This is a genomic window from Kosakonia sp. YIM B13571, from assembly GCF_042788095.1.
In the GTDB taxonomy this organism is placed as follows: Bacteria; Pseudomonadota; Gammaproteobacteria; order Enterobacterales; family Enterobacteriaceae; genus Kosakonia; species Kosakonia quasisacchari.
Genome location: NZ_JBHZPL010000007.1, coordinates 28,885 through 41,162, shown reverse-complemented (window position 1 = coordinate 41,162; position 12,278 = coordinate 28,885). Strand labels below are relative to the sequence as shown.

8 protein-coding genes are annotated in these 12,278 nt (G+C 55.4%); 2 read left to right on the top strand and 6 right to left on the bottom strand.

The annotated features are described in order from the left end of the window. Nucleotides 1-313: 313 nt before the first annotated feature. Nucleotides 314-1,504, top strand: coding sequence for an NO-inducible flavohemoprotein (gene hmpA, locus ACFX4O_RS16545; protein ID WP_380209888.1), 1,191 nt, complete (start codon nucleotides 314-316; stop codon nucleotides 1,502-1,504). A gap of 36 nt (nucleotides 1,505-1,540) precedes the next feature. On the opposite strand, the gene glnB is transcribed toward hmpA, so the two are convergent. From glnB to purL, 5 genes are all read right to left on the bottom strand, one after another. Next, nucleotides 1,541-1,879 carry a nitrogen regulatory protein P-II gene (gene glnB / locus ACFX4O_RS16540; protein ID WP_002438074.1) on the bottom strand — a complete coding sequence of 113 codons (339 nt, stop codon included), beginning with the start codon at nucleotides 1,877-1,879 and terminating at the stop codon, nucleotides 1,541-1,543. Between the two features lie 74 nt (nucleotides 1,880-1,953). Next, nucleotides 1,954-3,291, bottom strand: coding sequence for a two-component system response regulator GlrR (gene glrR / locus ACFX4O_RS16535; protein WP_380209884.1), 1,338 nt, complete (start codon nucleotides 3,289-3,291; stop codon nucleotides 1,954-1,956). Continuing rightward, nucleotides 3,288-4,025, bottom strand: a complete 738-nt coding sequence (qseG, locus tag ACFX4O_RS16530) for a two-component system QseEF-associated lipoprotein QseG (RefSeq protein WP_131406440.1) — start codon at nucleotides 4,023-4,025, stop codon at nucleotides 3,288-3,290. Before qseG ends, glrR begins: the two co-directional genes overlap by 4 nt. Next, nucleotides 4,022-5,458, bottom strand: a complete 1,437-nt coding sequence (gene qseE / locus ACFX4O_RS16525; RefSeq protein ID WP_380209882.1) for a two component system sensor histidine kinase QseE/GlrK — start codon at nucleotides 5,456-5,458, stop codon at nucleotides 4,022-4,024. The genes qseG and qseE overlap by 4 nt, the downstream gene beginning before the upstream one ends. A gap of 532 nt (nucleotides 5,459-5,990) precedes the next feature. Then, entirely contained in the window at nucleotides 5,991-9,878 is a 3,888-nt protein-coding gene (gene purL / locus ACFX4O_RS16520; protein WP_380209880.1) for a phosphoribosylformylglycinamidine synthase, read from the bottom strand. Between the two features lie 272 nt (nucleotides 9,879-10,150). Here purL and mltF point away from each other — a divergent pair, with 272 nt between their 5' ends. Then, entirely contained in the window at nucleotides 10,151-11,710 is a 1,560-nt protein-coding gene (gene mltF / locus ACFX4O_RS16515) for a membrane-bound lytic murein transglycosylase MltF (protein WP_380209878.1), read from the top strand. Here the strand turns inward: mltF and tadA are convergent. Then, nucleotides 11,707-12,228, bottom strand: a complete 522-nt coding sequence (gene tadA / locus ACFX4O_RS16510) for a tRNA adenosine(34) deaminase TadA (RefSeq protein WP_131406438.1) — start codon at nucleotides 12,226-12,228, stop codon at nucleotides 11,707-11,709. The genes mltF and tadA overlap by 4 nt on opposite strands. Nucleotides 12,229-12,278: the final 50 nt, after the last annotated feature.

Here is a 12,278-nt window from a genome sequence, read left to right as displayed (position 1 = left end):
CATCTCCTGACTCAGCTAACAAAACAACTCTAAACGAGGGCCCAATTTGGGGGACGGCCCACAGTATAACTGATTAATATTCTGATAACAGGTCTTGACAAAGGTTTTTACGCAAACGATTGGCTCCGCGTCAGGCAAGGGTTTGAGCGATAACGACGTTGCCCGCGAAAGCGGATTTCTTTTCAGGTTTGTGATGCAACTTATTCACGATGTAAATCCCTTTACATTGTCCACTCTTTACAAGCCAGGGCGCCGCGCTATAAGATGCATTTAAAATGCAACTTTAAAATAATCTGCAAAAAAGGAAGCAATTATGCTCGACGCTCAAACCATCGCTACGGTCAAAGCCACTCTTCCCTTGCTGGCGGCAACCGGCCCCAAACTCACTGCCCATTTTTATGACCGGATGTTCACTCACAACCCGGAACTGAAAGAGATTTTCAATATGAGCAACCAGCGCAACGGCGATCAGCGTGAAGCGCTGTTCAACGCCATTGCCGCTTACGCCAGCAATATTGATAATCTTGCCGCACTGCTGCCGGCGGTTGAAAAAATCGCCCAGAAGCACACCAGCTTCCAGATCCAGCCGGAACAGTACAACATCGTCGGCACGCACCTGCTGGCGACGCTGGACGAGATGTTCAGCCCCGGACAGGAAGTGTTGGACGCCTGGGGAAAGGCCTACGGCGTACTGGCGGGTGTCTTTATCAACCGTGAAGCGCAAATCTACAGCGAACACGCCGAAAAAGCGGGCGGCTGGCAAGGCACGCGCGCATTTCGCCTGGTAGAGAAAAAACCGCAGAGCGCGCTTATCACCAGTTTTGAATTCGAACCGGTCGACGGCCAGCCGGTCGCCGCTTATCAACCAGGGCAATATCTTGGTGTCTGGCTGAAACCTGAAGGTTTCGCCAATCAGGAGATCCGCCAGTACTCCCTGACCCGCAAGCCTGACGGCAAAAGCTACCGTATCGCGGTAAAACGAGAAGAAGGTGGCCAGGTTTCTAACTGGCTGCATAACAGCGCAAAAGTGGGCGACATTGTGTATCTTGCGGCACCTGCCGGGGATTTCTTTATTGATGTACAGAGCAACACGCCGGTCACGCTGATCTCCGCCGGTGTAGGTCAAACCCCGATGCTGGCGATGCTCGACAGCCTTTCTAAATCGCAGCATGCCGCACAGGTAAACTGGTTCCACGCTGCGATGAATGGCGACGTACATGCTTTTGCCGATGAAGTGAGCAAACTCGGTGCGTCGCTGAACCATTTTTATCAGCATGTTTGGTATCAACAGCCGGCGGCGGCTGAGGTGAATAGAGGTCGCTATCACAGTGAAGGGTTGATGGATTTACGCGTGCTGGAAGGGAAGTTCAGCGATCCGGCGATGCAGTTTTATCTCTGCGGCCCGGTCGGTTTTATGCAATTTGTCGCTCAACAGCTGGTCGCGCTTGGCGTGAACAAAGAGAGCATTCATTACGAATGCTTTGGCCCGCATAAGGTGCTGTAAAGCAGACTCCCTCACCCTGCGGGGTGAGGGAAGAAATTAGATTGCGGCGTCGTCTTCTTCGCCGGTACGGATACGCACCACGCGCGCGACATCAAAGACGAAAATCTTGCCATCGCCGATTTTACCGGTCTGAGCAGTACGGATAATGGTGTCCACGCAGGTATCAACGATGTCGTCAGTCACGACAATTTCAATCTTCACCTTCGGCAGAAAATCCACCATATACTCCGCGCCACGGTAAAGTTCAGTGTGGCCTTTCTGGCGACCAAAACCTTTCACTTCCGTTACCGTCATCCCGGTGATGCCGACTTCAGCCAGCGCTTCACGTACGTCATCCAGTTTGAAAGGTTTAATAATCGCATCAATCTTTTTCATGGTCGTTCCTTACACGCTCTTGCCAGTCTGCTGCATCGTAATCGGTTGCTCACAGTACCATAATCATTTCGCCATTACTCTTTAAAGTCATTGGCGTCCAGCTCATGGCGCGAGAGCAGTTTATAAAATTCGGTGCGGTTACGCCCCGCCATTCGCGCGGCATGCGTGACATTGCCCTTGGTGATTTGCAGCAGCTTACGCAGGTAGTTCAGTTCAAACTGATTACGCGCTTCGACAAAGGTCGGCAGCGCGGTATTTTCCCCTTCCAGCGCCTGCTCCACCAGCGCATCACTGATAACGGGCGATGAGGTAAGCGCCACGCATTGTTCAATGACGTTAACCAACTGTCGCACGTTGCCAGGCCAACTGGCGGTCATCAAACGCTTCATAGCATCGGTAGAAAATGCACGAACAAAAGGTTTATGCCTTTCTGCCGACTGTTTTAGCAAGTGATTGGCCAGCAGCGGAATGTCTTCCGCACGTTCAGCCAGCGCCGGGATCTTCAGGCTAACCACATTCAGCCGATAGTAGAGATCTTCGCGAAACTCGCCGCGCGCCATCGCTTTCGGTAAATCACGGTGCGTGGCTGAAATGATGCGCACATTAATATCAATATCGCGGTTGCTACCGAGCGGACGCACTTTGCGCTCCTGCAACACGCGCAACAATTTGACCTGCAACGGAATCGGCATATCGCCAATCTCATCGAGGAACAGCGTGCCGCCCTCCGCCGCCTGAAACAGCCCCTCGCGGCTGCTGACCGCGCCGGTAAACGCCCCGCGCGCGTGACCGAACAACTCAGATTCCAATAACTGTTCCGGCAACGCGCCGCAGTTAATGGCGATAAACGCACTTTTGCTGCGCGGACTGGCGTTATGAATCGCCTGCGCGAGCACCTCTTTCCCGGTACCGCTCTGGCCGTTAATCAACAAGCTCACGTCAGACTGCGCCACCATCCGCGCCTGCTCCAGCAAACGCAGCATCACCGGGCTACGGGTGACAATGGTCTCGCGCCACTGTGAGTCCATCGTCGATCCGCTGTGCTCCAGCGCATCATCAATCGCTTTATACAGCGCGTCCTTGTCCACCGGTTTGGTCAGAAAGCTGAACACGCCCTGCTGTGTTGCGGCTACCGCGTCGGGAATCGAACCGTGCGCCGTCAGGATAATCACCGGCATGCCCGGCTGTACGCGCTGGATTTCGGCAAACAACTGCATACCGTCCATCTCGTCCATGCGCAGATCGCTTATCACCAGATCGACCTTTTCCCGCACGAGAATGCGTAACCCTTCCTGCCCACTTTCCGCCGTGACGATGCTATAGCCTTCGCTGGTGAGGCGCAGCCCTAGCAGTTTTAACAGCCCCGGATCGTCATCAACCAGCAACAGATGGGCAGGTTTACGGCTGGTCATGGTTTCACATCCTCCTGAGTGCCGTCGCTTTTAGACGGGTGAGCGCTGTCCGGCAGGTCGGTGGCGGCGGGTTTATTACGCGTGGAGAGACGCCGTTCGATATCGGTGAGATTTTCCAGTTTGCGTGTAGTCGTTTCCAGTTGTTCGCGCAGAAATTGTTGCTGCTGGCGCAAACTATCAAGCTCGCTATCCGCTGATTGCTGTAACTTCGCGTAACGGGCACGCTCTTCCGCCAGTTGCAATTGGGCTTTTTCACCATCACGCCAAAGCTCAAATAATGGGCGAACCTGCGTAGGAATAGTGGGGCTTAATGCGCCTAGCCGCTCAGTATATTCACGTCGCTCAAGCGGCGAAATTTTAGCGTTAGACAGCAAAATGCCGCGCCTAAACGTGGCCTGCCAGTTATCGTCAGACCAGGTACGTGCTTCGGCACGCGCTGCGGCGGGCGATAAGCGCTGCGCGCAATCCATACCGCGCAGCCAGTAAAGCGGGTTGGTGTCGACGTTCTGACCGGACAGTGACCAGATATCGTCGCAATCTGTGGACAAGAAATCGGCCAATTGATGTTCAGGGAGCCGTTCTTCCTGGGTGTCATGAATCGCGCTTTGCGTTTTTTGGGCAACGCACCCCGCCAACAGCAGACAGGGAAATACGCGAAGCCAGGCGTTTTGCTGTGTAACCGCGTTAACCACGCGGGAAAAAACATGCGACATACTCACCAGATTTAGATTCATTGAGTGGATGCTTCCGGCGCATTGAGGGGAAGCTCAATACGGAAACAGACATCAGCTTTGCTGCTCGCCACCAGATGCAGTTCGCCTTGCATACGGCGAATGCAGTCTCTGGCAATGCTTAGCCCTAACCCGCTGCCTTTCACCGCCCCTTTTCGCTGGTGGCTACCCTGAAAGAACGGTTCGAAGATCATTTCACGCTCCGTTTCAGGGATTGGCGTACCGGTATTTGCCACGTCGATACAGAGCCGTGCGTTGGCAGTATAACTGTGCAGAGAAATGTTACCGGATTCAGCACCATAGTGCACCGCGTTGGAGTAAAGATTATCCAGCACGCTCATCAGCAACATCGGTTCAGCCTGACAGGTCGCCACATCAAGGGCGACATCGGTATGCATCATTTTAGCTCGCGCAGGCAAACTGTGGGCAGAGATCACCATTTCTATCAGTGGCGCAAGTTCAACGGTTTCCAGCTCCACTGAACCCTCGGCCAGCTTGCGGTTGTAATCCAGCAACTGTTCAATCAGTTTTTGCAAATTGCGACTGCTGTCGTCAAGGATCTCCACCACCTCTTTCTGTTCCACCGTCAGCGGCCCTACCACCTGATCGGCCAGTAGCTCGGTGCCTTCGCGCATACTGGCAAGCGGTGTTTTTAGTTCGTGGGAAAGATGGCGTAAGAATTGGTGGCGCTGTGATTCAAGCCAGGCCAGCCTTTCGCTCAGCCAAAGGATCCGCTCTCCTACATAACGCAACTCACGCGGGCCTTTAAAGACAACGCTGCGGCCCAGGGTTCTCCCCTCGCCTAAGCGGTTAATCATCCGCTCGATGCCCTTCACCGGGCCGATGATCATGCGGGTAAACAGCAGCACCAGCGCCAGGCTCACCAGAAACAGTACCAGCGCCTGCCAGCCGAAAAACTGGCCGCGTTCGGCAATTTCCAGTTGGAGCTGTTGCCCGCGGGAAAAGACCACCGCGCGCGTCGATTGCACCATTTCGGTATTGGCGGCGGCAAACGCTTCAAGCTGCGCAGAGGACTCGGCTGTCGGGCCGCTATTTTTGCATTGTAACTGGGCGAGCGCGTTTAAATCCTGGCGCAGCGCCTGGTAAAGTTTATCGTCAGGGAGCACGCCGGCGTGGGCATCGAGCATCTCGCTATAGCGCTTACGCTGATTCTGGTACACGCGCGCCAGGGTGGCGTCATCCAGCACGCAGTACTGCCGGTAGCTCCGCTCCATTTCCAGAGCGGCATTGGTCATTGCTTCACTACGACGTGCGTCAATCAACGTTGTGCGGTTGGTCTGCAACGCCTGCGCGCTCAGTGCATTCAGGCTTTGCCACGCCTGCCAGGCTAATACCAGCAGCGGCAACAGAATTAACAAAAACGCCATCATAACCAGTTGGCGAAGCGAGCGGGGGAAAACGGGCCAGCGTTTCAAGGCAGTACTCTCGCAATAAAAGGTACAGAGATGCTAACCGATTTGCCAAAAGCCAGAAACAACAAAGCCGGGGATTAACCCGGCTTTGTTATGAAATTAGGCGGTGCCTAACTCGACGTTTCGCCCGATGTCTGATAAAGCAGTGCAATAATCAGTAGGTGGACGGCAGGCACCTTTAAGTGCGTCATTCGAAGTTTATGTAGCGCGTCCCGAAGGGGCTGACATAAGAAGGTGAATGAGCCACTGCTTAATATTATGCAGGTATTGTGCCAACTTACCAACATTTAATTTAATCTATTGATTATAATGCATTTAATATTTCAAATATGAAAATGTGATGTGCTTAACATTTCAACAACCTGTCGCTATTTAGCAACACGCTCATAGCATCAAAAATAAATCATTTATAATCAATAAATTAAATGTCTCCTTTTAGAGACACTGTCCAATACCCAATGTCGGGAAATACAGACACTTTTGCACAGGCGAAAAAAAGCCCTCTTAAGAAGAGGGCTTACAGATTATTGCGAAATTAACCCAGTTGCTTACGCGCGTTGCGGAAGATACGCATCCACGGACTGTCTTCGCCCCAGTTTTCCGGGTGCCAGGAGTTGGAAACGGTACGGAACACGCGCTCCGGGTGCGGCATCATGATGGTTACGCGCCCGCTTTCGCTGGTCACTGCCGTAATGCCGTTCGGTGAGCCGTTCGGGTTCGCCGGGTAGGTTTCCGTCACGGCCCCGGTGTTATCCACGTAGCGCAGCGCCACCAGCCCTTTGCTTTCCAGCTGTGCCAGATGCGCGCCATCACGCACTTCCACTCGGCCTTCACCGTGAGAAACGGCGATCGGCATCTGCGAGCCAACCATACCGTTCAGCAACAGCGACGGGCTTTGCGTCACTTCCACCAGGCTGAAGCGCGCTTCAAAGCGGTCAGAGTGGTTACGCACAAAACGCGGCCACAGCTCGCTGCCAGGAATAAGTTCACGCAGGTTAGACATCATCTGGCAACCATTACACACGCCCAGCGCCAGTGTTTGCGGACGGTGGAAGAAGGTTTCGAACTCATCACGCACGCGCTCGTTGAACAGAATCGATTTCGCCCAGCCCTCACCCGCGCCGAGCACATCGCCATATGAGAAGCCGCCGCAGGCAACCAGCGACTGGAAATGCTCAAGGCCAGTGCGCCCTGCCAGCAGATCGCTCATATGCACGTCAATGGCATCAAAACCGGCGCGATGGAACGCCGCCGCCATTTCAACGTGGGAGTTAACGCCTTGTTCACGCAGCACAGCCACTTTCGGGCGCGCGCCGGTAGCAATAAACGGCGCGGCGATATCTTCATTGATATCAAAAGAGAGCTTCACGTTGAGGCCCGGATCGTTGTCATTGGCTTTCGCCTGATGCTCCTGATCCGCACACTCCGGGTTATCACGCAGGCGCTGCATCTGCCAGGTGGTTTCCGCCCACCACATGCGCAGCTGAGTGCGGCTTTCGCTGAACACCGCCTGACCATCGGCTTCAATGACAAAGCGATCGCCAGCGACGGCATGACCGAGATAGTGAACGCTATCGCCCAGGCCGTAAGCCGCCAGCACGCTTTCTACCGCTTCACGATCGGCTGCACGCACCTGAATCACCGCGCCCAGCTCTTCATTAAACAGCGCTGCGAGGCGATCCTGGCCGAGAGACGCGATGTCAACGTTGATACCACAGTGGCCGGTAAAGGCCATCTCTGCCAGCGTAACCAGCAGGCCGCCATCGGAGCGATCGTGGTAGGCCAGCAGTTTGCGGTCCGCTACCAGCGCCTGGATGGCGTCAAAGAAGCCTTTCAGTTGCTCGACGTTACGCACATCGGCCGGTTTGTCGCCAAGCTGGCGGTAAACCTGCGCCAGCGCGGTGGCGCCCAGTGCGTTACTGCCATTACCCAGGTCAATCAGCAGCAGCGCATTATCTTCCGTGGAAAGCTGTGGAGTAACCGTGCCGCGAACATCTTCAACGCGGGCAAACGCGGTGATCACCAGCGACAGCGGAGAGGTCATTTCGCGCTCCTCGCTGCCTTCCTGCCAGCGGGTTTTCATCGACATAGAGTCTTTGCCCACAGGAATAGTTAAACCCAGCGCCGGACAAAGCTCTTCGCCCACCGCTTTCACTGCGGCATACAGGCCAGCGTCTTCGCCAGGGTGCCCGGCTGCGGCCATCCAGTTTGCCGACAGCTTAATGCGTTTGATATCGCCAATCTGCGTCGCGGCGATGTTAGTGAGCGCTTCCCCCACTGCCAGGCGGGCAGAAGCGGCGAAATCGAGCAGCGCAACCGGCGCACGTTCGCCCAGCGCCATCGCTTCACCGTAGTAGCTATCGAGACTGGCGGTGGTTACCGCGCAGTTCGCCACCGGGATCTGCCACGGGCCAACCATCTGATCGCGCGCAACCATACCGGTCACCGTGCGGTCGCCGATGGTCACAAGGAAGGTTTTTTCTGCCACGGTTGGCAGGTGCAGCACGCGGTTAACCGCATCGGCAATAGAAATGCCCTGCACATTCAGCGCCTCGCCAGTTGCCTGACGAGACGCGACATCGCGGGTCATCTTCGGCGTTTTACCCAGCAGCACATCCAGCGGCATGTCGATCGGCTGATCGTTAAAGTGATTATCGTTGAGCGTCAGGTGCCGCGCTTGCGTCGCTTCACCAATCACCGCGTAAGGCGCGCGCTCGCGGCGGCACAATTCGTCAAACAGCGCCAGTTGATCGGCGGCAACCGCCAGCACGTAGCGCTCCTGTGATTCGTTACACCAGATTTCCAGCGGGCTCATTCCCGGCTCATCGCTCAGAATATCGCGCAGCTCAAAACGACCACCGCGCCCGCCGTCGCTCACCAGCTCCGGCATGGCGTTAGAAAGACCACCCGCGCCAACGTCGTGAATAAAGAGGATTGGGTTGGCATCGCCCAGTTGCCAGCAGCGGTCGATAACCTCCTGGCAACGACGCTCCATCTCCGGGTTGTCGCGCTGTACCGAGGCAAAATCGAGATCGGCGTCGGACTGACCAGATGCCATCGACGACGCCGCGCCGCCGCCCAGACCGATATTCATCGCCGGGCCGCCCAGCACGATCAGTTTCGCGCCAACGGTGATTTCACCTTTCTGTACGTGATCGGCGCGGATGTTGCCGATGCCGCCCGCCAGCATGATCGGTTTGTGGTAGCCGCGCAGCTCTTCGCCGTTGTGGCTGTTCACTTTCTCTTCATAAGTACGGAAGTAGCCGTTCAGTGCAGGACGGCCAAATTCATTGTTGAATGCCGCGCCGCCCAGTGGGCCATCAGTCATGATATCCAGCGCGGTGACGATACGATCCGGTTTGCCGAAATCCTCTTCCCACGGCTGTTCAAAGCCAGGAATGCGCAAGTTAGAAACGGAAAAGCCCACCAGCCCCGCTTTGGGTTTTGCACCACGGCCGGTTGCACCTTCGTCGCGGATTTCGCCGCCGGAACCTGTCGCCGCACCCGGCCACGGCGAAATCGCCGTCGGGTGGTTGTGGGTTTCCACTTTCATCAGAATATGCGCCGGTTCCTGATGATAGTCGTAACGCCCTTCCCCGCGATCGGCGAAGAAGCGGCCCACCTCGGAACCTTCCATCACCGCGGCGTTATCTTTATAGGCCGACAGCACGAAATCCGGCGTTTGCTCGAAGGTGTTTTTGATCATTTTGAACAACGACTTCGGCTGCTGCTGGCCATCAATCACCCAGTCGGCGTTGAAAATTTTGTGGCGGCAGTGCTCAGAGTTCGCCTGCGCGAACATATAAAGCTCAATGTCGTTCGGATTGCGCCCCAGGCGGGTGAATGCCTCTTGCAGGTAGTCGATTTCGTCTTCCGCCAGCGCAAGCCCCAGACGCAGGTTGGCCTCAATCAGCGCCTGGCGGCCTTCACCGAGCAGGTCCACGCTCTGTACCGGCGCAGGCTGATGGTGCTCAAACAGGTGTTCGGCGTCTGCTTGTGAGGTGAATACGCTCTCCATCATGCGGTCATGCAGCTCTGCGGCAACGTCGCTCCACTGGGCGTCAGTCAGCCCGGTTGCGTCAACGTAATAGGCGACGCCGCGTTCAAGGCGATTAATTTTATTGAGGCCGCAGTTGTGAGCGATATCGGTGGCTTTAGAAGACCAGGGAGAGATGGTGCCGGGACGAGGAGTGACGAGCAGTAATTTTCCGGTCGGGGTATGGCTGCTAAGGCTTGGGCCGTATTTCAGCAAGCGCTGGAGCCGTGCGTATTCATCTTCTGTCAGCCCATCATTGAGATCGGCGAAGTGAGCGTATTCGGCGTAAATGTTGCTTACCGGGAGGTTGGCAGCCTGAAAACGTGCCAGCAGTTTGTTGATACGGAAAGCGGACAATGCAGGCGAACCACGCAGAATTTCCATCATAAGTCTCTCGTCTTCGATTACGAAGCGTCGGGGACGCTTTAAGTGTGCACCAGGGGAAAACGGGCGTCATTATAGAGAATCCTGCGCGCCGACGAAACCGTTTGCGTCGAAATAAAATCGCCGCCAATTTTTAACAATAGCTGTCGCCGAATGCTCTAATTAGTTGCCAACTGGCGTTTTGTTGCGCAAAATGCCGCTCAATCACCGACAAACCTTACTGTTATCATCACGAGAACCTTCTGAGGCAAAGCACGGCGCAGAGAATTAACTCCTTGAAAAAATTTAAGATTAATTATCTGCTCATCGGCATTGTCACCCTGCTGCTGGCAGCGGCCCTGTGGCCTTCTATCCCCTGGTTCGGCAAAGCCGATAATCGCATCGCGGCGATCAAAGCTCGTGGGGAGCTGCGCGTCAGTACGGTAGCCACACCGCTGACTTACAACACCGTTGATGGCAAAACGTATGGGCTGGATTACGATCTCGCGCAGCATTTTGCCGATTACCTTGGCGTCAAACTGAAAGTCACAGTACGGCAGAATATCAGCCAATTGTTTGACGACCTGGATAATGACGACGCCGATATGCTCGCCGCTGGGTTGGTCTACAACAGCGAACGGGTGAAAAACTACCAAACCGGGCCGGTTTACTACTCCGTTTCTCAGCAGCTGGTGTATCGCGTGGGCAGCTACCGCCCACGGACGCTGGAGTCCGTTAATGCCAGCCAGTTAACCGTTGCCTCCGGCCATGTTGTGCTGGACGATCTGCGCGAAATAAAAGAGAAGAAGTACCCGGAGTTAAGCTGGACGGTGGATGAAAAAATCGGCACGACCGCACTACTGCAACAAGTCGTCGACGGGAAACTGAGCTACACCATCGCCGATTCGGTCGCGATTAGCCTGTACCAGCGCGTCCATCCCGAACTGGCAGTGGCGCTGGATATCACCGATGAGCAGCCCGTCACCTGGTTTAGCAAGCGCGATGACGATAATACGCTGTCGGCCGCGATGCTCGATTTTTTCAATAATATGAATGAAGACGGCACACTTGCGCGATTAGAGGAGAAATACCTCGGCCACGGCGAAGGTTTTGACTATGTCGACACGCGCACCTTTTTACGTGCCGTTGATAGCGTCCTGCCGGATCTGCAACCGCTGTTTGAAAAGTACGCCCAGGCGATCGACTGGCGACTGCTCGCAGCCATCTCTTATCAGGAGTCGCACTGGGATTCCCAGGCCACATCCCCCACCGGCGTTCGTGGTTTGATGATGCTGACTCGCAATACGGCGCAGAGTCTGGGTTTAAGCGATCGTACTGACGCGGAGCAAAGCATTAGCGGCGGCGCACGTTATCTGGTGGATATGATGAGCAAAGTGCCGGACTCCGTTCCGCAGGATGAAAAAATCTGGTTCGCGCTGGCGGCTTATAATATGGGCTACGCACATATGCTGGATGCCCGCGCATTGACGGCGAAGACGAAAGGCAATCCGGACAGTTGGGCAGACGTGAAACAGCGCCTGCCGCTATTAAGCCAGAAACAATACTACAGCAAGCTGACGTACGGTTACGCTCGCGGGCATGAAGCGTATGCCTATGTAGAAAATATTCGTAAGTATGAAATTAGCCTGGTTGGCTATTTGCTGGAAAAAGAGAAGGAAGCAGTAAAAGCGCTGAAGCTGGCGCAGAGTTACCCGGCGGTATCAACGGATGAATTGAATCGCCCGGCTTACGGCGTGCTGCCCTTTAGTGCGTTAACCGCTAATGACGCCTTCCCGCGAAACCCGCTGCTGGTGCCGGACGCACTGGTGCAAAACCCACGCAAAGTTAACCGCTAGCGGTTGTTCTGGAGAGCTGAGGGATCGCCAGCCGGTTTTTTCAGGGCTTTCTTCTCCAGCCGACGCTGGCGGAAAAAGTCGCTCAGCATCGCAGCGCATTCGTCGCGTAATACACCTTCGGTTATCTCCACCCGATGGTTCATGCCCGGATGGTGCAACACATCCATCAGCGATCCCGCCGCGCCGGTTTTCGCATCCCGCGCACCAAAGACCAATTGACCAATACGGCTGTGCACCATGGCGCCCGCGCACATAACGCATGGCTCCAGCGTGACATATAAAGTGGTATCAATAAGACGGTAGTTTTGCAGCACCAGCCCACCCTGGCGCAACGCCATAATTTCCGCATGCGCGGTAGGATCGTGGCGGCCAATCGGCCGGTTCCAGCCTTCGCCGATCACCTGACCGTTATGCACCAGCACCGCGCCAACCGGCACTTCGCCCTCTTCCCAGGCGCGTTTCGCCAGGGTGAGCGCATGACGCATCCAAACGTCGTGATTCAGTTCAGGAATGGACAAAGCGAGTTACTCCAGTAATTCAGGCGGAGCGCATTATACACAGCCGTTAT

Bases quoted from the DNA above. Each gene is read 5' to 3' on its own strand.
- hmpA (WP_380209888.1), top strand. From the start codon at position 314: ATGCTCGACGCTCAAACCATCGCTACGGTCAAAGCCACTCTTCCCTTG.
- glnB (WP_002438074.1), bottom strand. From the start codon at position 1,879: ATGAAAAAGATTGATGCGATTATTAAACCTTTCAAACTGGATGACGTA.
- glrR (WP_380209884.1), bottom strand. From the start codon at position 3,291: ATGACCAGCCGTAAACCTGCCCATCTGTTGCTGGTTGATGACGATCCG.
- qseG (WP_131406440.1), bottom strand. From the start codon at position 4,025: ATGAATCTAAATCTGGTGAGTATGTCGCATGTTTTTTCCCGCGTGGTT.
- purL (WP_380209880.1), bottom strand. From the start codon at position 9,878: ATGATGGAAATTCTGCGTGGTTCGCCTGCATTGTCCGCTTTCCGTATC.